Origin of the sequence: Caballeronia sp. LZ001, from assembly GCF_031450875.1 — a bacterium.
In the GTDB taxonomy this organism is placed as follows: Bacteria; Pseudomonadota; Gammaproteobacteria; order Burkholderiales; family Burkholderiaceae; genus Caballeronia.
Window position 1 is genome coordinate 419859 of record NZ_JARTVX010000004.1, and the last position, 23044, is coordinate 442902.

Here is a 23044-nt window from a genome sequence, read left to right on the forward strand (position 1 = left end):
AACCGCTACAGACGAGAAGGGAGGCACCATGGTGCAGGATCAAGTGGAAGGCGCGGCGCAACAGGTCGTGGGCAAGGTGCAGGATGCGGTTGGCGCGCTTACGGGCGACTCGGAAACGCAAGTGGCCGGCAAGACGCGGCAGGCGCTCGGCTCGCTGCAGCAGAGCTACGGTGAGACCGTGGATCAATTGCGCGTGGCGGTGGCGAGTCAGCCGATCAACGGTTTGCTGATCGCGGCGACCGTGGGCTTCGTGCTCGGCGCGCTTTGGAATCGCGATCGTTGAGACATCGACGCGCGGCGCCATCTCGCATGGCGCCAGGCGTGAAAAAACGGCAAAGTCCGCAAGTCGGCTTTGCCGTTTTTCATTGCACGATGCTCACACCGCTCACACCGCTTCAGGCCGCGAGCGTGTTCGCCAGAGTACCGATTCCGCGAATCGTCACTTCCACGCGCGCGCCGTCCTTGATCGATCCCACGCCGATCGACGTACCGCACGCGATGACATCGCCGGGAACGAGCGTCATGTCGTGCGACAGCAGGCTAACCTGCTCGGCGGGCGAAAAGATCATGTCGTCGAGCGGATAATTTTGGCGCTCGACGCCGTCCAGCGTCGTGACCACGTGGGCCGCGCGCCAGTCGAAGCCGTTGCCTGGCGTGACGATGGCGGGCCCGAGACACGTGAAGGTATCGAAGCCCTTCGAGCGGCACCATTGCGCGAAGTTGGGATCTTCCTGCAAGAGTTCGATGGCGGTGACATCGTTCACGCACGTATAGCCGAAAATGGCCGCCTCGGCCTCTTCCACCGACGCGCCCGAAAGCGTCTTGCCGATCACGATTCCCAGTTCACCCTCGTACGCAATCTTGCCGTGATAACTTTTCGGCCGCTTGATCGACTCGTTCGGCCCGATCACGGACATTGGCGGCTTGATCAGAAAGAGCGGATGCGCAGGTGGCGCCTTGTCGAGCTTCTGCGACAGCGCGTAGTAGTTGTTCCACAACGCGATGACCTTGCTCGGTTCGCAAGGCGCGAGCAGGGTGAGGTCGTCGGCGGCGAAGGAAATGTCGGTCGGACGTGCTTGCCCGAACAATGCGCCGTCGTGCTGCACGACGCGGCCGGAGTGCGGATCGAGCGTGCCGAAGCCAATACGGCCGTCGGCATCGCGAAAACGAATCCAGGTGGTCACTATGAAGGTCCGTGTGATTAGGAAGGGGCGCCGCGGGGCGGCTAAGCGCCCCGCTTTGCTCAGATCAATCCCGCGCCGCGCGCCCACTTATATTTCGCCCCGAGCACCGCCACTGGCAATTCGGTCGAATACGCATAGGCCGGCACGCCATGCGCGTATAGATACTCCGCCGCCTCCTCCACTTGCACGTCGCCCGCGAGCGACGCCACGATCGGCTTTTCGATACCGCGCGCCTTCATCTCCTCCTTCACTTCGATCACGAGCTTCGCGAAGACCATCGGCGGCGTGATGATCGTATGCCAGTAGCCGAGGATGATCGAATGGACGCGTTCGTCTTCGAGACCCAGCTTGATCGTGTTCTTATAGGTCGTCGGCGGCTCGCCGCCCGTGATGTCCACCGGATTGCCCGCCGCGCCGAACGGCGGGATGAACTTGCGGAATGCGGCGTCGAGATCCTCGGGCATGGTCATGAGCGACAGGCCGTTGTCCACGCACGCGTCCGAGAGCAACACGCCCGAGCCGCCCGCGCCCGTGATGATGACCGTGTTCTCGCCCTTGGGCGTCGGCAATTTGGGAATGCCGCGCGCGAACTCCAGTAAATCGCGCAGCGACCGCGCACGGATCACGCCGCATTGCTGAAACACGTCTTCGTAGATCTTGTCGTTGCCCGCGAGCGCGCCGGTGTGCGAACTGGCCGCACGCGCGCCGAGACTCGTGCGTCCGGCCTTCAGCACCACGACCGGCTTTTTCTTCGATACGCGCTTCGCGGCTTCGGCAAACGCGCGGCCATCTTTCAAGTCCTCGCAGTGTTGCGCGATGATCTCGGTGTTGTCGTCCTGCTCGAAGAACGTAAGCAGGTCGTCTTCATCGATGTCCGACTTGTTGCCGAGCCCGACGATTGCCGAGACGCCCATCTTCGCCGAACGCGAAAAGCCGATGATCGCCATGCCAATGCCGCCGGATTGCGACGACAGCGCCGCCTTGCCCTTCACGTCATACGGCGTGCAGAAGGTCGCGCAGAGATTCTTGGGCGTGTAGTAGAAACCGTAGATGTTCGGGCCCATCATGCGAATGTCGTATTGACGCGCAATCCGCACGAGTTCTTCCTGGCCTTCGTGATTGCCCGTCTCCGCGAAGCCCGAAGGAATCAGCACCGCGCCGGGAATCTGCTTCTCGCCGACTTCGACGAGCGCCTGCGCGACGAACTTCGCGGGAATGGCGAACACCGCGACATCGATCACGCCGGGCACGTCCTTCACGCTCTTGTACGCCTTGTGGCCCATGATCTCGTCGGCTTTCGGATGGATCGGATAGATCGCGCCCTGGTAGCCGCCGTTGATGAGGTTCTTCATCACCGAATTGCCGATCTTGCCGTCCTCGTTCGACGCGCCAATCACGGCGAGTGCGTCTGGCTTCATGATGCGGTTCATCTGCGCGACAATCTGCTCCTGCGTCGGCCGGTAACGCGGCGCGGCAGGCTCGAAGTCCACCACGATGCGCACGTCCGCCGCCACGGCGCCGCTCGGGCTCGCGAAAACCGGGTTCAGGTCCATCTCCGAGATTTGCGGGAAGTCGTCGATGAGGCGCGACACGCGCTCGATCAGCGTGACGAGACTCTCGCGATGCACCGGCTCCGCGCCCCGCACGCCGCGCAGCACTTCAGCCGCCTGAATGCCGTCGAGCATGGAGGCGGCTTCGTCGCGCGTGACGGGCGCGAGCCGGAAGGTCACGTCCTTCAGCACTTCGACGAGCACGCCGCCTAGCCCGAACGCGATCAGCTTGCCGAACGAAGGATCGGTCACCGCGCCGATGATCACCTCCTGTCCCGCGCCGACCATCTGCTGAACTTGCACGCCGAGGACCGTCGCGTTCGCGTCGTAGTTCTTCGCGTTCTCGATGATCGTCGCGAAGCCGGCTTTGACATCGGCTTCGTTCTTCACGCCGACGAGCACGCCGCCCGCTTCCGTCTTGTGCAGAATCTCCGGTGAGACGATTTTCAGCACCACCGGAAAGCCGATGAACGACGCGAGTTTCGCCGCATCGTCCGCGCTCGTCGCGACGCCTTCCCGCGGCACGGCGATGCCGTATGCATCGCAGACGAGCTTGCCTTCCGGCGCCGTGAGCGACGTGCGCCCTTCCGCCTTCACGCGATCGAACACTTCCGCCACGCGGCGTTTCGCATCGGCTGCATGCAGCGGGATAGCGTTCGCGACTTGCGTCGAAGAGTCATTGCGTTCCTGCACAACGGTGCTGTTCATCTGACTTGTCTCCGTTCGTATGGACGTGCCACTCCACGCCGCCTCACGAGGAGGCGGCGCGACAGGCATCGAATGAGGCGTTTAGATTGCGCCGAGGCTTCTCAGCGTCGCGATCTGATCGGGCGAGTAGCCGAGTTCGGCCATGACTTCGTCGGTGTGTTCGCCAAGCAGCGGCGAGCGCACGACTTCGGTCGGACTATCCGACAGCTTGATCGGATTGCCAACCGTCAGATACTTGCCGCGCACCGGATGATCCACTTCGACGACGGTGCCGGTTTTTCTGAGCGACGGCTCTTCGGCGATTTCCTTCATCGAGAGAATCGGGCCGCACGGAATGTCGTGTTTATTGAGAATTTCCATGGCCTGGAACTTGGTCTTCGACATGGTCCAGCGCTCGATCTCCGCGAAGATGTCCTTCAGATGCGGCAGGCGCGCGTTGGCCGTCTTGTAATCAGGATGGTCGATCCACTCTTCCTTGCCGATCACCTTGCAGATTTCGCCCCAGACCGGCGCCTGCGTGATGAAGTAGATATACGCGTTCGGGTCCGTCTCCCAACCCTTGCACTTGAGAATCCAGCCCGGCTGACCGCCGCCCGAGGCGTTGCCCGCGCGCGGCACCGCCTCACCGAATGTGCCGTTCGGATACTGCGGATATTCCTTCATCGTGCCGGTACGTTCGAGCCGTTGTTGATCGCGCAGTTTCACGCGGCACAGGTTCAGCACGCCGTCCTGCATCGCCGCGAGCACGCGCTGGCCGCGCCCGGTTGCATTGCGCTGATACAGCGCCGTGACGATCCCGAGCGCGAGGTGCAAGCCCGTGCCCGAGTCGCCAATCTGCGCGCCGGTGACGACCGGCGGGCCATCGTCGAAACCCGTCGTCGATGCCGCGCCGCCCGCGCATTGCGCCACATTCTCGTACACCTTGCAGTCTTCGTACGGTCCGGGCCCAAAGCCCTTGACCGACGCCACGATCATCTTCGGGTTCAGCTCCTGAATGCGCTCCCACGTAAAACCCATGCGATCGAGCGCGCCCGGTGCGAAGTTCTCGACCAGCACGTCGCACTTCTTGACGAGCGTTTCGAGCACCTTCTTGCCTTCGGGATTCTTCGTATCGATGGTGATCGAACGCTTGTTGTGGTTGAGCATCGTGAAGTAGAGGCTGTCGGCGTCGGGGATATCGCGCAACTGCTCGCGCGTGATGTCTCCGGCGCCCGCGCGCTCCACCTTGATCACGTCCGCGCCGAACCACGCGAGCAACTGCGTGCAGGTCGGCCCAGACTGAACGTGCGTGAAATCGAGGATGCGCACGCCATCCAGTGCCTTGCCCGAATTATTCATGGTTGTTTCCCAATGTCTTCAGTGGCTTGTCAGTGGCTTTATTTGTACATCGTTTGAGCCATCGTGCCGGGGGCGTATACGGTCGGATCGACCCAGATGTTGACGACCGCGCTCTTGCCCGTCTTGGCGATCGATTCCCGCGCACGCTGCAACGCGCCCGCGATCTTCGAGGCCTCGTACACTTCCTCGCCATAGCCGCCGAGCATTTCGGCGAAGCGGCCATACGGCACGTCCGAGAGCAGATTGCCGACGTTGCCGCGCTCCTGACCGTACTTGGCGAGCTGGCCGTAGCGGATCTGGTTCATCGCCGAGTTATTGCCGATGACGGCGAGATACGGCACGCCGAAGCGATTCGCGGTTTCCATGTCGAACGAAGTCATGGAGAAAGCGCCGTCGCCGTAATAGCAGAGTACTTCCTTTTCGGGGTTCGCAAGACCCGCCGCGATGGCGAAGCCCGTGCCGACGCCGAGCGAACCAAGCGCGCCGGGGTCCATCCACTGACCCGGACGGCGCGGACGCACGGCCTGCGCGGAAATGGTCACGACGTCGCCGCCATCGCCGATATAGATCGTGTCGTCCGATAGAAACTGGTTGATCTCGTGCGCGACGCGGTACGGATGAATCGGGCTCGCGTCCGACGTGAAGAGCGGCATCAGCTTGGCCGTCGCGGTTTCTTCCGCCGCCGCGAGTTCGCGCATCCACGCCTGACGGCTCTGGCGCTTGTCGTTCTTGATGCGTCCGCTCGCCGCTTGCAGCACCGCACCAAGGATCGCGCCCGGGTCGCCTACGAGCCCGAGATCGATATCGCGGTTCTTGCCGACCGTGCGGTAATCCATGTCGATCTGCACGAGCTTCAGATCGCGGCTGATGCGCTTGCCGTAACCCATGCGGAAGTCGAAGGGCGTGCCGACGATCACGATCACATCGGCCTTCGCGAAGGCTTGCGAACGCGTGCGGTCGAAGTGATGCGGGTCGCCCGGCGGCAAGAGGCCGCGGCTCGCCCCGTTAAAGTAGCCGGGAACGTCGAGGCCGCGCAACAGCGCGATGGCTTCTTCGTGACCGCGCGCGGTCCACACTTGCTGGCCGTAGAGAATCGCGGGACGCTCGGCGTCGACCAGCAGATCGGCCAGCCTCTCGATATCGAGCGGATCGCCCACCGATTTCGTCGATGCGCGATACCGTCCCGGCTGCGGAATCACGGCCTTGGAGACATCGATTTCGCGGTCGAGCACATCGCGCGGAATCTCCAGGTACGCCGGGCCGGGCGCGCCGTTGAAGGCTTCGCGCGCGGCCATCGAGATCATGTCGGCGACGCGTTCGGTGCTCGGCACGGTGGCGGCGAACTTGGTGATCGGCGCCATCATGTCGACGTGCGGCAGGTCTTGCAGCGAGCCCATCTTGTGCTGCGTCAACGCGCCCTGCCCGCCGATATGGATGATCGGGCTTTCCGAGCGAAACGCCGTGGCGACACCCGTCACCGCGTTGGTACAGCCGGGGCCGGCCGTGGTGACGACGCAACCGAGCTTGCCGGTCTGACGCGCGTAGCCATCGGCGGCGTGGGCGGCGACCTGTTCGTGACGGACATCGATGATGCGAATGCCTTCATCGACGCAGCCATCGTAGATATCGATGATATGACCGCCGCACAGCGTGAAGATGGTATCGACGCCTTCGTTCTTGAGCGCTCGGGCGACCAAATGGCCGCCCGAGACGACACCCGCGCCGCGTGTTTTTTGTTTGAGCGTGTCATCCGCGGTGGTGGTGGCGGGAGCGACTTCCGGACGGCTGCTGACGACTTCGGACATTGTTTGTCTCCTCCTCGAAGGGGGTTGTGTTCAAGGCTTCCGTGACGTCGCGCTGCCGTCCGGTTGCTGTGATATACAATATTCCACACACAGTATTAGTCAAGTGTCGAGCGATGGCGAAAACCCTGTGATGCGATGCGTCATCGCTTATTAGCGCTTTCGCAGCATCTTAAGCGCACATTTCGTGCTGCAGAGCATCAACAAAACAGCGTGAAATGTTGTCTTGATATGTGATATATCATATTTCAGCGCACCGTCGCAGTCGCTGAAGCCCGGTTGCGCTCAGAGAACCGACGACTAGGGAGACACGATGAATATCCACGAATATCAGGCGAAGGCGCTGCTGCGGAAGTACGGCGTCGCCGTACCGCAAGGCCAGGTTGCCTTCTCCGCGATCGACGCGGCCAACGCGGCGCGCGCCCTCGGCGGCCCGGTCTGGGTCGTGAAATCGCAGATTCATGCGGGCGGACGCGGCGCGGGCCGCTTCGCCAACGATCCCGACGGCAAAGGCGGCGTGCGCGTCGTCAAATCTGTCGACGAGGTGCAAGAAAACGCGCAGCAGATGCTCGCGTCGGTGCTCGTGACCAAGCAAACCGGCGCTGCGGGTAAGGAAGTGAAACGGCTTTATATCGAGGAAGGCTGCGACATCGCACGCGAGCTCTATCTCGGCATGCTGGTGGATCGCGCCACGTCGCGCATCACGATCATGGCGTCGACCGAAGGCGGAATGGAGATCGAGGACGTGGCGCATCGCACGCCGGAGAAAATTCTCAAGGTGTCGATCGATCCGGCGACGGGTCTCCAGCCGTTTCACACGCGCGAAGTCGCGTTCGGGCTAGGCTTGAGCGGCAAGCAAGTGGCGGCGGCATCGAAGTTCATCGCGGCGCTTTATCAGGCGTTCGTCGATCTGGATGCCTCCATCGTGGAAGTGAATCCGCTCGTCGTCACCGGTTCCGGCGATGTCATCGCGCTCGATGCCAAGCTCAATTTCGACGACAACGCTTTGTATCGGCATCCCGATATCGAAGCATTGCGCGACGAAGACGAGGAAGATGCCGCCGAAATCGAAGCCGCGAAACACGGCCTCAATTACGTGAAGCTCGACGGCAACATCGGCTGCATGGTGAACGGCGCGGGCCTCGCCATGGCGACCATGGACATCATCAAGCTCTACGGCGGCGAGCCCGCCAACTTCCTCGACGTGGGCGGCGGCGCGACCCAGGAACGTGTCGCGACCGCGTTCAAGCTGATTCTGCGCGACCCCAAAGTGCAAGGCATTCTCGTCAACATCTTCGGCGGCATCATGCGCTGCGACGTGATCGCGGAAGGCGTGGTCGCGGCCGCGCGCGAGATCGACCTGCGCGTGCCGCTCGTCGTGCGCCTTGCCGGCACGAACGTCGACGCGGGCCGCGAGATTCTGCGCAACTCCGGCCTCACCATCATCCCCGCTGAAAATCTCGCCGATGCCGCCGACAAGATCGTCGGCGCCGTCGCCGCTGCCCATCACTGACGAGGAAGCCGACAATGAGCGTTCTGATCGATAGCAATACCAGGGTCATCTGCCAGGGCTTCACCGGCGCGCAGGGCACGTTCCATTCCGAGCAGGCGATTGCGTACGGCACGCGCATGGTTGGCGGCGTGACGCCGGGCAAGGGCGGCACGACGCATCTCGACCTGCCCGTATTCGATACCGTCGCCGACGCGGTCGCGAAAACCGGCGCGGATGCATCCGTCATCTACGTACCGCCGCCCTTCGCCGCCGATGCCATCCTCGAAGCCATCGACGCGGAGGTGCCGTTCATCGTCTGTATCACCGAAGGCATTCCGGTGCTCGACATGTTGCGCGTGAAGCGCGCGCTCACCGGCTCGCGCAGCCGGCTCGTCGGGCCGAATTGTCCAGGCGTCATCACGCCTGGGCAATGCAAGATCGGCATCATGCCGGGGCATATCCATCGGCCGGGGAAAATAGGCGTGGTGTCGCGCTCGGGCACGCTCACTTATGAAGCCGTCGCGCAGACCACCGCTGCGGGGCTCGGGCAGACGACCTGCATCGGCATTGGCGGCGATCCGGTGAATGGAACGAATTTCATCGATTGCCTAGCGCTCTTTCTCGAAGACGACGCGACTGAAGGCATCATCATGATCGGCGAGATCGGTGGATCGGCGGAGGAAGAAGCCGCGCAGTTTCTGAAGGACGCGAACACGAAGAAGCCGGTGGTCGGGTTTATCGCCGGCACGAGCGCGCCGCCGGGACGCCGCATGGGGCACGCGGGCGCGATTATTTCGGGCGGTTCGGGCACGGCAAGCGCGAAGATCGACGCAATGAAGTCAGCGGGCATTCATGTCGCCGATTCCCCCGCCGCGCTCGGCGAAACGATGCTTCACGCGATGCGGTGAGCAAGGGCGCCATGAGGAATTGAGTGGCTCCCTCGGCGCGGCAAGATAGTCGGACAGCCGTCGTCAAACTTGTCAGCGTGCAGACGCGCGCGAGCCACCGGCAGCGGGTAACGCAGTCTCGGCTGTGCAGGATAAAAAAAGGCCGCGTGACGTTAATCGTCACGCGGCCTTTGTCAATCTGCCTGCCAGCTTTCAGTTCGGACTCAATCGAGAAAGTCGCAATTTGCCTCGACGAACGCGGCGAGATCCAGCGAATGCTGCTTCACCAGCCGCTCGACCAGTTCCGTGTCGCGCTTCTCGAGCGCCTCGATAATCCGCATGTGATCGACGATCGAGCGCGACGCGCGGTCGCTCTGCGAGATCGTCATCTTGCGAATGGCGCGCACGTGCACGAAGATGTTCTTGATCGTGTCGAAGATGATCTGCGACTTCGACAGCCGCACGATAGCCTGATGAAACGCGATATTCGCTTCCGAATATTCGCCGATGTGCTCCGCCGGCGTGGCGTCGCGGAAGTTGTCGAACATGTGGCGCAACTGCGCGATTTCCTCGTCCGTCGCGCGCTGCGTGGCAAGGCGCGCCGCCATGCTTTCCAGCGCCGCCCACATGTGGATCATCTCGACGATCTCGCGCTTGGTCTTGCGCAAGATGTACACGCCGCGACGCGGCACGGTTCGCAGAAAGCCTTCCTGCTCCAGCAGCGTCATGGCTTCGCGAATGGGCGTGCGGCTTACGCCCAGTGCTTCGGTCAGTTCTTTTTCGTCGAGACGGATCTCTTCCCGCGAACGGTAGATGTCCGCTTCCGCTATTGCCTGCCGCAGCTTCGCGTACGCCTGATCGCGCAGCGAAACCGTGGCATTGATCGGCTCGAGCGACAGCGTAAGGCCGCTTGGGCGAACGTCCGGCCGGTCTACGGATTGAGTATCAGATGGCATTGATGACTTGAGTTCCCATGTGCGGGCGGGAAGCATCGACACGCTTGCCCGAACCGCCGTTCTGGTCGTCCGCCGCGAGACCGGCAAACCGACCGTGATCCTGTGCGCGCTGCAGCATGTCCTGCGGCACCGCCGACGCAATCATAAACGTAACGCCCACACCCACGGCAACCAGCGCGAATCCGATGACAACCAACAAGGCGATGCTCATTTCAGGCTCCGGATAATCTTCAAGAGCCCTCAGTATATGTTGCGTTGCAATACATTTCAACATATTTTGCATCTTGTATATCAGAAACAACGCCGGCTTCCTGGATGCAGTTTAGGCGGCTTTCTGCGTTTGCGGGGGCGGTAAAGCCTTGGCCGTGCCTTGGTTTACGCCTTCGCGCAGCTTGATCAATGCGAGAACGGCATCGATCATCGGTGTCTCGACTTTCACGAGGCGCCCGATTTCCTGCACGACGGTGATGAGCGGATCGATCTCCATCGGGCGGCCGGCTTCGCAGTCCATGAGCATCGATGTCTTGTGCGCGCCCACCGCGCCCGCGCCATTGATGCGCCGCTCCACATCGACGCGGAAGTTAACGCCGATCCTGTCGCCGATTGCTTTTGCTTCCAGCATCATCGCTTTGGAAAGCGCGCGCGTGCCGGGGTCGCTCGTCAGCACGTCGAGCGTCGCATGCGTGAGCGCGCTGATCGGGTTGAAACACAGGTTGCCCCAGAGCTTGAGCCAGATTTCATCGCGGATGTTGTCGCGCATCGGCGCTTCCATGTCGGCGGCGGCCATGATGTCGTGTAGCGCCTGCAGGCGCGGGGTGATCTCGCCGCTCGGTTCGCCGATGGGAAACTTCTTGCCGTACACATGCTTGATTACGCCCGGCTCCGCGATCTCCGCCGCCGGCAGCAGCACGCAGCCGATTGCGCGCTCAGGTCCGAACACGCTCCACTGCCGCCCGCCTGGGTCGATGCTTTGCAGCGTCGTTCCGGCGAGTTCGCCGCCATGCTCGTAGAAGTACCAGTAAGGCAGGCCATTGACGGCGGTGATGATCGCCGTATCGGGTCCAAGGAGCGGCGGAATGAGATCGACGACGCCCGGCACCGAATGCGCCTTCAGCGCGATGATCACGAAATCTTGCGGGCCGAGTTCGGCGGGATTGTTCGTGCAGCGGACTTTGACGACGTGTTCCTCGCCATCGATCTGAAGCTTCACGCCGTTCGCTTGCATCGCCGCGAGATGCGGCCCGCGCGCCACGAAGCTGACGTCCGCTCCAGCCCGCGCGAGTTGCGCGCCCATATATGCACCGATCGCACCGGCGCCATACACGCAGATTTTCATGATTTCGTCTCCTGAGGTTGTATGCGGATCACCTTCTGATATACAAGATACTACATTCCGTGATGGGGAGCGACAAGGCGAATCGCGCGGTTTCGGGCGAGCGGAAACCCGCACAAGGAGCGCGTTTGTGTCGTGTCGTTTAGGGAGAGCCTGCTAAGGGAATTAAGCGCGCGCGCCGCGTGAGCGTCAAACAGAAACAGTTCGATAGCGACGACTAAGGTTCTGCGCACCGCCGGGTGACGATGCATAGCACTCGACGTATGACTACGCCTGCGCGGCGTCCGCGCGGATTCACGCAGCCTGAAACGCCATCGAACTCCGCGACGAAGACGCCGCAACATGCGACCACACATGCGCCGCATTCGCCCGCAACGCATGCCCGCGCCGCCGCACGAGCATCACCGTTCGCACGGCCCGCGGCGCAAGCGGCACGAACCGCACGCCGATAGTCTCGCAAGCCATCCGCGCATGCATCGGCAAGACGCCGATGCCAAGTCCCGCCTGCGCCATTCGCGCGACGGCAACCGGCTGCGCGAGACGCTGACGCAAGGCGCCCGTCACCGCGTGACGCGCAAGCGCGTCTTCTATGGCATCGAGGCTGCCGGTGTCGTCATCGAGGAGGAGAAGTGGCGAAGCGCGCAGTTGCGTCCAGTCGATATAGTCCGCATCGCCAAGCGGGCTCGACACGTTGACGACAGCAGCGAGGTCGTCGTCGAAAAGCGGTTCCGCAACGAGTTCGTCGAGACTCCCGGGCGCGATCACGAGCCCCATGTCCGCTTCGCCCGAACGCACCAGTTGCAGCACGGCGTTCTGCGGCCGGTCCATCACCATGACCGCAATTCCCGGATGCCGCTCATGACACGAGCCGAGCAACGCAGGCAACACGCTCGCGGTCAGACTGCAACTGCTGGCAAGATTGACGACGCCCGGTTCGGCTTCGTTCGCGGTGCGCGGCCGCAGCGTCGCTTCGAGTTCCTCGACGAGCGGCGCGATGCGCCCGAGCAGCGTACGCCCGGTATCGGTGAGCGCGACCTGACGCGTCGTGCGGTCGAAAAGCCGCAGCGCGAGTTCATCCTCGAGTTCGCGGATGCTGCGGCTGACCGCCGACTGCGTGATACCGAATTCATCGCCCGCGCGGGTGAAACTGCGATGCCGCGCGAGCGTGACGAACAACCGCAACTGATGCAGCGATACGCAAAGCGGCGGCGCGATTTCATCTCGACGATCGCGCATGCCGCTCGCTCACTGCACCGACGGTTTGCGCGGCGCGTCGCTCCAGCCCGCCTGAAACGACGCGTTGATCGACGAATCCGCGGCCGTTTCGGCGACCGTGTTTTCGATCCAGCGTTTGCGCATCGGCGCGAGCACGAACTTAGCGCACAGGCCCGCTGCAATCGACGTAATCGCCGCCGTGATGAAGACCGCGTTCCACGAACCGATCGACGCGAGCACCGAGGCAAGCGGCACCAGCATCGACGCCGTGCCTTTTGCCGTGTAAAGCGTGCCCGCGTTGGCCGCCGCGTACTTGCTGCCGAAAGTATCCGCGCAAGTGGCGGGAAAAATCGAGAATATCTCACCCCAGCACAGGAACGTAAGCGCGGCGAACAACATGAACATGTAAGGGTTGTGGCCGAACTGCATCAACCCGAGCAGCGCCACGCCTTCGCCCAGAAAGATGATGAACATGGTGTTCTCGCGGCCGATCTTGTCCGAAATGAAGCCGCACAAAGGCCGTGTGAAACCGTTGCACAGGTTGTCGATGGACAGTGTCATCGCAAGCAGCGGCAAGGTCACGCCGAGGATATTCACGGGCATCTTCGCGAAGCCGTATTCCTTGGCAATCGGGCCGAACTGCGCCGTGGCGATCACGCCGCCCGCCGCGACGAACACGAACATCAGGTACAGCACCCAGAAGAGCGGCGCACGCACCATCTGCCCGGTGGTGTAGTCGATTTTCGTGGACACCACGCGCTTGGCCGGAACCACGTTCAAGGGCGGCTTCGGACGAATCAGCATGAGCGCGAGCAGGAAGATGCACACGCCCTGGAAGATGCCGAAGAACATGAACGCGTGCTCGTAGCCCGCACTCTGAATCATGTTGGAGATGGGGATGACCGTGACCGCCGCGCCCGCGCCGAAACCAGCGGCCGTCAAACCCGCCGCAAGGCCGCGCTTGTCCGGGAACCACTTGAGCGCCGTGCCCACGCACGTGCCGTACACGCAGCCCGCGCCCACGCCCGCCACCACGGCCGCGATGTAGAGATGCATGAGGCTGGTCGCATGCGCATCGATGCACCAGCCGATGGCCGCGCAGATCGAGCCGCCTATGACGACGGGCCGGGGCCCGAACTTATCGACGAGCCAGCCTTCGACGGGCACGAGCCAGGTTTCGGTGACGATGAAGATGGTGAAGGCGGTCTGGATCGCCGCTTGGCCCCAATGGTGCTTGGCATCCATCGGTACGACGAACAGCGTCCATGCATATTGAAGGTTGGCGACGAGTCCCATGCACAGGATACCGATCGTCAACTGAACCCACCTGTTGTGATGACGCCCGTGCGGTTGCCCGGACACAACCGTGTCTGCGCTTGCCATGTCTGTCTCCGTTATTCATTCGCGCTCGTGCGGCGCTTGATTTACAGCGAGATGCCGGCGCGAGTGCATCGTTATGCGCGTCGGCGGCGTGGCGGTCGGTCAGGGAAAGTGCTCGGGTAACGCGACGCGGGCGTGGGCGTGGCAACGCGTATCGAACAAGGCGATGGATGAGAACATCCGGCAAGCATCCGCGTCAGGCGATCGAAGAATCATTTCGAGCGATTCCCAATAGAGCTGGATGGTTGATGCGGCCTTTGCAGGCTTCGTTTTTTGGCTGGGTGCTAAAGATGCCGCGCCGTGGGGGCCGTGCGCTTCGCCCTTGAAAGTCTTACAGACTAGCAGGACGTGAAAGCATCGTGGGGGATATAAACGATTAAGGAAAGTTAGAAAAAATTATTGTATAAATTCAGTATCGTGAATGGATGAGGGCCCGCCGTGCTGCGTAATGCTACCCTGCGTCAACTCAAAATCTTCGAAACGGTTGCACGCCGGTTGAGCTTTTCCCGCGCGGCCGAAGAGCTTTATCTCACTCAGCCGGCTGTTTCCACTCAGGTCAAACAGCTCGAAGAACATGCGGGCATGCCGCTTTTCGAGCAACTCGGCAAAAAGATTTATCTGACGACCGCAGGCAACGAGATGCTTCATCACAGCCGCGCGATCCTCGAACAATTCCGCGAAGCCGATGACGCCATGGCGCGGCTCAAAGGGGTTTCGGGCGGTACGCTCAACGTGGCGGTCATTAGCGCGGGCGACTACTTCTTTCCGCGCTTGCTTGCGGCATTTACCAAACGTAATACGGATGTCCGCCTCAATCTTGCGGTTCATAATCGCGAGGAACTGCTGCATCAACTGACTGATAATCTCACCGACCTGGCCGTCATGGTTCGGCCGCCACGCGATATGGACACGGTGAATATCTCCTTCGCGCCGCATCCGTATGTGATCGTTGCGCCGCCAGATCATCCACTGGTCGGGCTCAAGGACGTGCCGCTAGAAGCGCTTGCGGATGAACCGTTTATCGTTCGCGAGCGCGGCTCCGACACATGGAATTCGATGGAAGAAGGCTTTGCCGGCCGTCTCTCCAATCTGAACGTGGCAATGGAGATAACCAGCACGGAAACCATCAAGCAGGCTGTCATTGCGGGCATGGGCGTGAGCTTTTTGTCTGCTCACACCATTAGCATGGAATTGCAAGTTGGCAAACTCGCGGTGTTGGATATCAAGGGTTTTCCCGTCATGCTCAACTGGTTCGTCGTTCATCGAAACAACAAGCGTTTGCCTCCGGTCGCCTTGGCATTCAAGCAATTTCTCGTCGATGAAGGCGCGGCTCAGATCGAAGCGATTACGCATATTGTCGCGAGTACCGGTAAACCCGATGTATAAGTCATCCGAAATATAAACGCGAAGAAAGTTTAATTTTCGTAAATGGATCGAGTTCCCTATCCTGCATGGAAGCCCCACGGCCATACAGGAGACGAAAATGAGTCATGCGACCTTAAGCGACGACCGCGAAGTTCAGGCGCAAGTGTGCGCTTTCAATACTGCATTCGAAGAGCTCGACCTGATGTTCCGTTGGGATGCCGATACCTACCGCGCGCTCGCTTCGACCGAAAGCGATTACGGAAAGATCGCCCAATATATCGCGACGCATTCGCCGCATCTTTTGAAGGCTTACAGCGCGGAGTTTCTTTGCGGCGCGATTGTCGAGCGGAAGAATTCGACAATCGAAGCGTGCCGCCAAAACACCGTGCAGTATGAAGACAGCACGCAGCGCGCGCGGCTTTGGCGTGCGCGGGATGACGAAGGAAAAGAGGTGCGAGCTTGATTCTCGGCTTCGGTATTCGTATGGAACGTTGAACGCGCTTTCATGATTTTCGAAAGGCGGACCGGCATTAGTGCGGGCCGCCTTCCGGCATTGGGTTGTGCAGGTGCCGCAATCCGAACGCCGACGAACGCGCTTTCTACAGAAACAAGCAGCAGCCTTTATTCAAAGTTCAAAGCTGCCGCTGTTTGCAAAGCCCCTATCAAGGCGTCAATGAAACCCAAACCGCCTTGGGCTCCGTAAAGTTTTCGATGGCGACATCGCCGTGTTCACGGCCGAAGCCGGAATCGCCGGAGCCGCCCCAGGGCAAGCGCACATCTGTATAGCCGTAAGTGTTGATCCACACCGTGCCCGCCTTGAGCCCCGCCGCCATGCGATGCACGCGTCCGATATCCGCGCTCCACACGCCCGCCGCGAGGCTATACAGCGTGCCGTTCGCGATGCGTAGCGCGTCGGCTTCGTCATCGAAGGGAATCACGCTTGCGACCGGTCCGAAGATTTCTTCCTGCGAGATGCGCATCTCGTGTTCGACGTTCGCGAATACGGTCGGCTCGACGAAGTAACCGCGCTCGCCGACGCGCCGTCCGCCCGTCACGAGCGACGCGCCCTCCTCCTTGCCGATGTCCACGTAATTCAGCACGCTCTGCATCTGCTTGGCGGAGATCACGGGGCCCATGTTGGTTTCCCGCTTCGACGGATCGCCGAGCTTGATGGTGCGCGCGCGCTCGGCGAGGCGCTCGACCACTTCGTCGTAGACCGTGCGTTGCGCCAGGATGCGCGAGCCCGCCGAACACACCTGCCCTGCGTTGAAGAAGATGCCCGAGGCGGCCGCGCGCACGGCGCCGTCGATGTTGGCATCCCCGAAAATAACGTTGGCGGATTTGCCGCCCAATTCTAGCGTGACGCGTTTGAAGTTGCCTGCCGCGCCTTGCAGGATGCCGCGTCCCACCGATGGCGATCCCGTGAACGTCACTTTGTCGATGCCTGGATGCGCGACGAGCGCATCGCCGACGACCGAACCCTTGCCCGTCACGATATTGAGCACGCCGGGCGGCACGCCGGCTTCGAGCGCGAGCCGCCCGATCATCAGCGCGGAGAGCGGCGTGATTTCGGCGGGCTTGACGATCAGCGTGCAGCCGCAGGCAAGCGCGGGCGCGATCTTCCACATGCCGATCATCAGCGGAAAATTCCACGGCACGATGGCCGCGACGACGCCGACCGGCTCGCGCACGGTGTAGGTGAGCGCGTCGGGTCGCGCGGGGACGACCTGGCCGTTGATTTTGTCGCACCAGCCGGCGTAGTAGGTCAGCGTGTCGATGGCGGCGGGCACGTCTTGCCGATGCACGGCGGCGATCGGTTTGCCGCCGTCGAGACTTTCGAGCGCGGCGAGTTCGTCCTGATTTTGGCGCAGGAGGTCGGCGAGCTTCATCAGAATGCGCCCGCGATCCGCCGCGCGAATGGCGTTCCACGGCTTGAGCGCTGCGCGGGCGGCGATCACGGCGCGATCGACATCGGCGGCGGTGCCTTGCGCGACGTAGGCGATCGGCTCTTCAGTGGCGGGATCGAGATTCGTCGAGTATTCCGCGCCGCCGGGCCGGACGAACTCGCCGCCGATCAGCAGTTCGTAGCGCTTCAAATCCGTGGTGCTTGCCATGATCGTCTCCGCTTTTATCGAATCGTGTCATGGTGGGGCACTTACGGCGTTGTCGATAGAAAAACATTCTTATCGTTTGTATAGGGTGGGGTGTATGGGTGGGTGGTTTCGGGTTTCTTTGGCGGCTTGGGCGAGCGGGCGGAGGGGTTTGGGTGATGGCTTTTCAGTCGGGCTTATTTGGCGGTTGGTTACGCGGCGGCAGACAACTTCTGCACTAGGCTGCAGCTCCCGGTCGACTTCTAAGCCTAAGCGTCGGCGACTTAAGTTTTCTCGGTCGCGCTGCGCACTCGCTGCCTCTTAGCAACGCTCTCATTGCAAGATTGATTTTACAAATTTCAATGCTCCATCGAACTATTTCGCGATACCGTCATAGGACATTTAACCTTGGACGGAGATAAAACGTGAGCACACAAGACGGCAAAACTAAGTATCTGTGCGCGCTGACGACCTGAGAGCACGGCATGACTATTTATTACGCTGCGGTAGAAGGCGATCCACTTAGCAGTCACAAAGACAGTTATGTCATTCGAGGGGCCGCCCCTTTCAGGATCGCGGATCAAAGCGGCCGACTCCGAACTGCGGCACGTATCGGCGACTTTGCTTTCTGTGCCGCATGCGGCACGGAGGGAACGATTGTCGAAGGCGCACGGCTTAGGCGGCATCGACGCACGAACATTCTCGGCAGACTTCAGGCTGTAGACGGCGATCATGTAGCGTGTAAATGCGGGACCTATCCGTAATTCTGTGGGCGAGGCATATTATGAGAGGTAAAAGTCATGGATATGCCGATGAAGAAGAAACGCACCGTCGCTTCTCAGGCAGCGGCCCGAGGGCCGCTGCCTGCCCTTCCGGAAGGTCTGCTGGATGACCTGGTCAAAGGCCCGATGACGCCCATCGAGGTCCAGGACCTGATGCTGGCGTTCAACAAGGCACTCATCGAGCGCGCGATGGGCGCCGAGATGAAGATGCATCTGGGCTACCTGGCGGGGCAGCCGAAACCCGACGGCCAGGACAACGAACGTAACGGCGCCAGCGGCAAGACGCTCATCACCGATTATGGCCCGCTCAGGGTCGATCTGCCGCGTGATCGTGACGGCAGTTTTGAACCCATCCTGATTCCGAAACACGAGCGCCGTTTTACCGGTTTCGACGAGCGCATCATCGCCATGTACGCGCGCGGCATGAGTGTGCGCGAGATCCAGGCGTTTCTGGCCGAAGCCTATGGCACCGAGGTTTCGCCCGATTTCATCAGCTCGGTCACCGACGAAGTCATGGCTGAAGCGCTCGCCTGGCAAAGCCGTCCGCTTGAGCCGATGTACCCGGTGGTGTTCTTCGACGCGCTGCGTGTGAAGATCCGTGGCGACGGCGTGGTGAGCAACAAGGCGGTGTATCTGGCGCTGGGCATTCAGGCCGACGGCCAGCGCGATGTGCTCGGCCTGTGGATCGAACAGACCGAAGGGGCGAAGTTCTGGCTGAAAGTGTTCAACGAACTGAAGACCCGGGGCTGCCAGGACATCCTGATCGCGGTGGTCGACGGCCTGAAGGGACTGGCTGAGGCGATTGGCACGGCGTACCCGCGCACGGCCGTGCAGACCTGCATCGTGCATCTGATCCGCAACAGTCTGGAGTACGTCAGCTACAAGGACCGCAAGAGCGTGGCCGCAGCGCTGCGCCCGGTCTATGCCGCCGCGAGTGAACAGGCCGCTCAGCAGGCCCTGGAGGCCTTTGCCGAAGGCCCGTGGGGTGCGAAGTACCCGACTATCGTGCAGTCGTGGCGACGGGCGTGGGAGAACGTCACACCGTTCTTCGTGTTTCCGCCGGACATACGCCGTGTTGTCTACACCACAAACGCCATTGAGAGTCTGAACATGCAACTACGCAAGATCATCAAGACACGCGGCCACTTCCCCAATGACGAGGCCGCCATCAAGCTGCTGTGGCTGGCATTGCGCAACGTGCTGGCAAAGTCAGTACGCGCGGCGTTCGACTGGTCGTCCGCGATGAACCAGTTTGCCATCCTGTTTGGAGAGCGTTTTACCAACGCACGCGGGTGACTCCGCTAACCGCCTCGCACACAAAAATGCGGACAGGTTCTAAATGCGCAACCATGCCTACTATCTTTTCGGTCTACGGCCGTCGGCACAGGATCATTGACGACAGCGAAGCGCGCCCCGCGTCGGCCGAGGTCGCTGTGTCAAGCGGCTTCGCGAAGTCGTCCGCCGCCTTAAACTATGACGAAACATTCACGTTGCGCGACCATGCGACAGGCGAACCCCTCGCGAATGTACGCTATCGCGTGCGTACCGGTTCCGGGGCCTTCTTTGAGGGAACCACGGACACAGCTGGGCGAACTCAACGCATCAAGACAAGCAAACCCGGCTCAATCCAACTCGACGTACAGCTATGACGAAATTTGCCGTACGACATGCTGATAGGACTACCACGGGCGACATGGTACTCGCCATTATCTCGACAACTTTCGATGAAGGGAAACGAGTAGCCCTTCATTTAGAGAGGCTACGTGTGGGATATTCGAACGCCGGTTCAACATACACGGTAGCGGTGACACTCTCACGTTGAACGTGCGCGCAAGCGTGCTGAACGGGAACCGCGTGCGGTGCCCGTGCGACATAGATAGCGTGATGCGGGAAGTAATGCCGGCATTCTTATTGAAGACAGCAGAGGCAGTGCGGCAGGACATTCAGCAACAAGCAACATGACGGTCTGTCCAGGCCGTCAGTCATCTACGACCAGCAGGTCGTTCAACGTGACGAAGCTATTCAACCGTTGTGCGGCGTGCGATATCGCCGACATACGGCTTCGGGTTTGACGCCGGACGGGACCAAGGACGCACAAGGCAAACCGTCGGCATTAAAAAAGCAATGCAAAAGCGTCGCGAGTTGAAAAAAAGGATAGAAGGAATGGAAAGTACTTACGGCATGCCACCGGGTGGAGGGAATCATCCAGAATGGTTCACGGTCGGCGAAGCGATGACAAACACGGCAGAAGGTTCGACGGTTGATGTTTTTGTCAATACGACGCCCATCTGCCCTAACATGACGAACGCCGAATTTCGGCAATTGATGATGAGATTGCGGGATGACGCGCTCAAACTTATCAATCTTCGAGTGCTGGCCTTATCTACGCTTTGGGCCAAAGAGCAAGCTCGAGTCAAGGCCTACTTCGGCAGCACGGACGAGGCGATGCGGCAAGAACTAGTCAAAAAATCAAACGCCTTAAGCGGGGTTATGAATGGATTGCGGCCAAAAAATTTTATTCGTCCCGACCCGGAAGCCGAAAAGGTGTTGGGTTGCGTGCCAAATATCAATGCCCCTGACGGGGTAGTAGCGCATGTTTGCTCACCCGACACGGCTACGCATACCATTGCCATTCACGAGAAATTTTGCACGCTGCCACAGGTAACAAAAAGCAGAAGAGACTCGATGCAGCTTACTCTCGTACACGAATGCTCGCATTTCGAAGATACCTTTGCAACTGTTGATTATAAATCCATCTACTATGGTCAATTCATGGCACAAAGACTCGCAATTGAAGAACCAAACATGGCGATGAAAAATGCGGATAATATTGCGTGGTACGTTTGCAGCGCTGACGAGTAGCATTATGCTTGGCTTGCTTTTGCACACTGAGAACGCAGACGCTTGCAGTTTCTCGATGCAATATGCCGCCAAGATTGAACCGAACGACGCGACTATCTCCAATCTTGATCGCGTGGAAATAGCGAAGCTCTTCATCGACGCAAAGAACAGTGCTGCTAGAAATGGAGCCGTTGTTGTCTATGGCTTCATCGAGGCTGATCGGCCAAGCGCACGTGCAATTGCGAACATGCGAGTAGACTCTGCAATCGCATATCTACGGCAACTAGGTGTATCGGACGCAAGGCTAAACAGAGATGTTGAGCAGTTGAAGGGAGAAGCGACAGTTCCTTCTTCAGAGCGCGATCGATTGCTCATCGAGTTCCTGCCTGGCGAAAACCCTTGCGGTTAAACTTTCGCCAGCGGTGTAGAAGCCCAGGTCCACTCAAGCCCGCTTTCGAGCGGGCTTCTCTATTGCCATCCTGCTTCGTCTTCTTTCAGGCCCGCCCGTTGGTCTAGTTGCGGAGTTCAACGATGCCCTCCGTTTCGGTTTCGATGATCTCAATGTCCCGATGGCAAGATCGTATCGTTCAACGCTGCTTGCGGGGCGTTTTTGTTTTATTTGTCAGGCGGCGATAGACATCGCGCGGCAAGGCAGCGCACGTTTGCGCGCCGGATACTAGAACGCGCACTTTTGCCGTAAGTAAGGCGTTCTGCGTAATGCGGGATTGGAGCGCTTATGGCGACTCTAGAGTATCTACGATCATTCACGAAGCAACGCATTTGTGGACACCATGGTAACGCTCGATGGAGAGTATGTTTAACACCCCGCGTTATGTACGTGGGAACCGAACCATTCCCAATTTATGCTTTCTCAGCTGCCTATGCGGCAGCAAACGAGGAACCGTGTTCGCACGAGGAAGGCCAACCTAATAAGGCGATTAAAAATGCGGACATGCCGCGTAGGCAGCCGAGAAAGACGTGAAAGTCGGGCTGCCGGTAATTGCCGTGTTTGCTGCCGCGTAGGCAGCTGAGAAAGATCGCGTGTAAGCAAACGGCGGCAAAATCGGCCATCGCTTCCTCTACGCTTTCTCAGCTGCCTACGCGGCAGCAAACCGCGGATCGACCCCGTGACTGCGCGCGTGTCGTTTCTCAGCTGCCTACGCGGCAGCAAACCCCACGAAGCGAAGGTGTTCGGCGCCGAGACTTTTCTCAGCTGCCTACACGGCAGCAAAGAGAAGCGGGGCGGGCGCGGCGTCCGTTTACGATTTCTTAGCTGCCTACACGGCAGCAAGCTCACCGTTAGTACGTTGCCGGGCGACACTGCATTTCTCAGCTGCCTACACGGCAGCAAACGCCGCGTTTCGCTGATACTTGCGGTAGTGAATTTTCTCAGCTGCGTACACGGCAGCAAACACAAACGTGAGCGCCCCCGAGACAAGCATACTTTTCTCAGCTGCCTACGCGGCAGCAAACAACAGAGGCACAGAAGGACTGGCTCGATCATGATTTCTCAGCTGCCTACGCGGCAGCAAACGTCATCGAGCTCCATCGTGTATGTCATCGTGAATTTCTCAGCTGCCTACACGGCAGCAAACTATTTCAGTCACCCCGCGCTTCGTCATTTCTGTTTCTCAGCTGCCTACACGGCAGCAAACAATATGAAGTCTGCGCCGACCGAGGTGCTCGCGTTTCTTAGCTGCCTACACGGCAGCAAACAGCGAGCCGCTCCCTCTTCGAAACCCCATCGTGTTTCTCAGCTGCCTACACGGCAGCAAACGGCTTTTTTTATTGCCGACAAGGGCGGCATGATTTCTCAGCTGCCTACGCGGCAGCAAACTATGGCCGCTCCGAGGCGTGGCGCATTCAGCCGTTTCTCAGCTGCCTACGCGGCAGCAAACACGCGAGATCGCAGACACTCGCGCTATTCAGTTTTCTCAGCTGCCTACGCGGCAGCAAACACCATGCAACGATTCACTGGCGCACAGTACCTTTTCTCAGCTGCCTACGCGGCAGCAAACTCATCGGATTCGATACTGATGAACAGATGATTTTTCTCATCTGCCTACGCGGCAGCAAACCAGCGAGGATCGGGATGCTGTTGAACGTCGTGTTTCTCAGCTG

At 60.4% G+C, this 23044-nt stretch carries 18 protein-coding genes and 1 CRISPR repeat array (1 of these 19 running past the window's edge); of the genes, 8 read left to right on the plus strand and 10 right to left on the minus strand.

Annotated features, from left to right (window positions below; all coding sequences use genetic code 11):
• Positions 1-28 precede the first annotated feature (28 nt).
• The gene (locus P9292_RS12320; RefSeq protein WP_244829251.1) at positions 29-283 is read left to right on the plus strand and encodes a CsbD family protein; all 255 of its coding nucleotides are present in this window, start codon (positions 29-31) and stop codon (positions 281-283) included.
• 112 nt (positions 284-395) lie between these two features.
• Here the strand turns inward: P9292_RS12320 and P9292_RS12325 are convergent, their stop codons facing one another.
• The 4 genes from P9292_RS12325 to P9292_RS12340 form a co-directional block, all read right to left on the minus strand.
• Positions 396-1184, minus strand: a complete 789-nt coding sequence (locus P9292_RS12325) for a fumarylacetoacetate hydrolase family protein (protein ID WP_309959191.1) — start codon at positions 1182-1184, stop codon at positions 396-398.
• A 59-nt stretch (positions 1185-1243) separates the two neighbouring features.
• On the minus strand, positions 1244-3442 hold the full coding sequence (locus P9292_RS12330) for an acetate--CoA ligase family protein (protein WP_309959193.1): 2199 nt from the start codon (positions 3440-3442) through the stop codon (positions 1244-1246).
• A gap of 81 nt (positions 3443-3523) precedes the next feature.
• Positions 3524-4780: a formyl-CoA transferase gene (gene frc, locus P9292_RS12335; RefSeq protein ID WP_244829248.1), complete on the minus strand. Its 1257-nt coding sequence runs from the start codon at positions 4778-4780 to the stop codon at positions 3524-3526.
• A gap of 38 nt (positions 4781-4818) precedes the next feature.
• Positions 4819-6585, minus strand: a complete 1767-nt coding sequence (locus P9292_RS12340) for a thiamine pyrophosphate-binding protein (protein ID WP_250526900.1) — start codon at positions 6583-6585, stop codon at positions 4819-4821.
• A gap of 310 nt (positions 6586-6895) precedes the next feature.
• On the opposite strand from P9292_RS12340, the gene sucC reads away from it, so the two are divergent.
• Positions 6896-8095 (plus strand): ADP-forming succinate--CoA ligase subunit beta, encoded by a 1200-nt coding sequence (gene sucC / locus P9292_RS12345; RefSeq protein WP_309959197.1) that lies wholly within the window; start codon positions 6896-6898, stop codon positions 8093-8095.
• A gap of 14 nt (positions 8096-8109) precedes the next feature.
• Positions 8110-8982, plus strand: coding sequence for a succinate--CoA ligase subunit alpha (sucD, locus tag P9292_RS12350; protein ID WP_250467436.1), 873 nt, complete (start codon positions 8110-8112; stop codon positions 8980-8982).
• 203 nt (positions 8983-9185) lie between these two features.
• Here sucD and P9292_RS12355 read toward each other — a convergent pair whose 3' ends face one another.
• The 5 genes from P9292_RS12355 to oxlT form a co-directional block, all read right to left on the minus strand.
• On the minus strand, positions 9186-9917 hold the full coding sequence (locus tag P9292_RS12355; RefSeq protein WP_309959200.1) for a GntR family transcriptional regulator: 732 nt from the start codon (positions 9915-9917) through the stop codon (positions 9186-9188).
• Complete coding sequence (locus P9292_RS12360; protein ID WP_244829244.1) at positions 9907-10128, minus strand: hypothetical protein; 222 nt, start codon at positions 10126-10128, stop codon at positions 9907-9909. Before P9292_RS12360 ends, P9292_RS12355 begins: the two co-directional genes overlap by 11 nt.
• A 111-nt stretch (positions 10129-10239) precedes the next feature.
• Positions 10240-11253: a 2-dehydropantoate 2-reductase gene (locus tag P9292_RS12365; RefSeq protein ID WP_309959202.1), complete on the minus strand. Its 1014-nt coding sequence runs from the start codon at positions 11251-11253 to the stop codon at positions 10240-10242.
• Between the two features lie 291 nt (positions 11254-11544).
• Positions 11545-12486, minus strand: a complete 942-nt coding sequence (locus tag P9292_RS12370) for a LysR substrate-binding domain-containing protein (RefSeq protein ID WP_309959204.1) — start codon at positions 12484-12486, stop codon at positions 11545-11547.
• A gap of 9 nt (positions 12487-12495) precedes the next feature.
• The gene (oxlT, locus tag P9292_RS12375; RefSeq protein WP_244829241.1) at positions 12496-13848 is read right to left on the minus strand and encodes an oxalate/formate MFS antiporter; all 1353 of its coding nucleotides are present in this window, start codon (positions 13846-13848) and stop codon (positions 12496-12498) included.
• A 438-nt stretch (positions 13849-14286) separates the two neighbouring features.
• On the opposite strand from oxlT, the gene P9292_RS12380 reads away from it, so the two are divergent.
• A complete protein-coding gene (locus P9292_RS12380) occupies positions 14287-15231 on the plus strand; it encodes a LysR family transcriptional regulator (RefSeq protein ID WP_250493684.1) in 945 nt (314 codons plus the stop codon).
• Positions 15232-15328: 97 nt separating this feature from the next.
• The gene (locus P9292_RS12385) at positions 15329-15673 is read left to right on the plus strand and encodes a hypothetical protein (protein ID WP_250493641.1); all 345 of its coding nucleotides are present in this window, start codon (positions 15329-15331) and stop codon (positions 15671-15673) included.
• A 199-nt stretch (positions 15674-15872) separates the two neighbouring features.
• Here the strand turns inward: P9292_RS12385 and P9292_RS12390 are convergent, their stop codons facing one another.
• Positions 15873-17324, minus strand: coding sequence for an aldehyde dehydrogenase family protein (locus tag P9292_RS12390; RefSeq protein ID WP_244829239.1), 1452 nt, complete (start codon positions 17322-17324; stop codon positions 15873-15875).
• 782 nt (positions 17325-18106) lie between these two features.
• Here P9292_RS12390 and P9292_RS12395 point away from each other — a divergent pair.
• The 3 genes from P9292_RS12395 to P9292_RS12405 all read left to right on the plus strand — a co-directional run bounded on the left by P9292_RS12395 (position 18107) and on the right by P9292_RS12405 (position 21332).
• Positions 18107-19378 (plus strand): IS256 family transposase, encoded by a 1272-nt coding sequence (locus P9292_RS12395; RefSeq protein WP_409015145.1) that lies wholly within the window; start codon positions 18107-18109, stop codon positions 19376-19378.
• 867 nt (positions 19379-20245) lie between these two features.
• On the plus strand, positions 20246-20944 hold the full coding sequence (locus P9292_RS12400; RefSeq protein WP_309959207.1) for a M35 family metallo-endopeptidase: 699 nt from the start codon (positions 20246-20248) through the stop codon (positions 20942-20944).
• 55 nt (positions 20945-20999) lie between these two features.
• A complete protein-coding gene (locus P9292_RS12405; RefSeq protein ID WP_250526905.1) occupies positions 21000-21332 on the plus strand; it encodes a hypothetical protein in 333 nt (110 codons plus the stop codon).
• Between the two features lie 676 nt (positions 21333-22008).
• Positions 22009-23044: a CRISPR direct-repeat array (repeat unit 28 nt; unit sequence TTTCTCAGCTGCCTACGCGGCAGCAAAC); it runs 3270 nt beyond the window's last position.

Excerpts from the sequence above, each read along its gene's own strand:
- P9292_RS12320 (WP_244829251.1), top strand. The coding sequence starts at position 29 with ATGGTGCAGGATCAAGTGGAAGGCGCGGCGCAACAGGTCGTGGGCAAG.
- P9292_RS12360 (WP_244829244.1), bottom strand. The coding sequence starts at position 10,128 with ATGAGCATCGCCTTGTTGGTTGTCATCGGATTCGCGCTGGTTGCCGTG.
- P9292_RS12365 (WP_309959202.1), bottom strand. The coding sequence starts at position 11,253 with ATGAAAATCTGCGTGTATGGCGCCGGTGCGATCGGTGCATATATGGGC.
- sucD (WP_250467436.1), top strand. The coding sequence starts at position 8,110 with ATGAGCGTTCTGATCGATAGCAATACCAGGGTCATCTGCCAGGGCTTC.
- P9292_RS12390 (WP_244829239.1), bottom strand. The coding sequence starts at position 17,324 with ATGGCAAGCACCACGGATTTGAAGCGCTACGAACTGCTGATCGGCGGC.
- P9292_RS12355 (WP_309959200.1), bottom strand. The coding sequence starts at position 9,917 with ATGCCATCTGATACTCAATCCGTAGACCGGCCGGACGTTCGCCCAAGC.
- P9292_RS12400 (WP_309959207.1), top strand. The coding sequence starts at position 20,246 with ATGGAAAGTACTTACGGCATGCCACCGGGTGGAGGGAATCATCCAGAA.
- P9292_RS12340 (WP_250526900.1), bottom strand. The coding sequence starts at position 6,585 with ATGTCCGAAGTCGTCAGCAGCCGTCCGGAAGTCGCTCCCGCCACCACC.
- P9292_RS12385 (WP_250493641.1), top strand. The coding sequence starts at position 15,329 with ATGAGTCATGCGACCTTAAGCGACGACCGCGAAGTTCAGGCGCAAGTG.
- P9292_RS12395 (WP_409015145.1), top strand. The coding sequence starts at position 18,107 with ATGCCGATGAAGAAGAAACGCACCGTCGCTTCTCAGGCAGCGGCCCGA.
- P9292_RS12330 (WP_309959193.1), bottom strand. The coding sequence starts at position 3,442 with ATGAACAGCACCGTTGTGCAGGAACGCAATGACTCTTCGACGCAAGTC.
- P9292_RS12370 (WP_309959204.1), bottom strand. The coding sequence starts at position 12,486 with ATGCGCGATCGTCGAGATGAAATCGCGCCGCCGCTTTGCGTATCGCTG.
- P9292_RS12405 (WP_250526905.1), top strand. The coding sequence starts at position 21,000 with ATGCAATATGCCGCCAAGATTGAACCGAACGACGCGACTATCTCCAAT.
- oxlT (WP_244829241.1), bottom strand. The coding sequence starts at position 13,848 with ATGGCAAGCGCAGACACGGTTGTGTCCGGGCAACCGCACGGGCGTCAT.
- sucC (WP_309959197.1), top strand. The coding sequence starts at position 6,896 with ATGAATATCCACGAATATCAGGCGAAGGCGCTGCTGCGGAAGTACGGC.
- frc (WP_244829248.1), bottom strand. The coding sequence starts at position 4,780 with ATGAATAATTCGGGCAAGGCACTGGATGGCGTGCGCATCCTCGATTTC.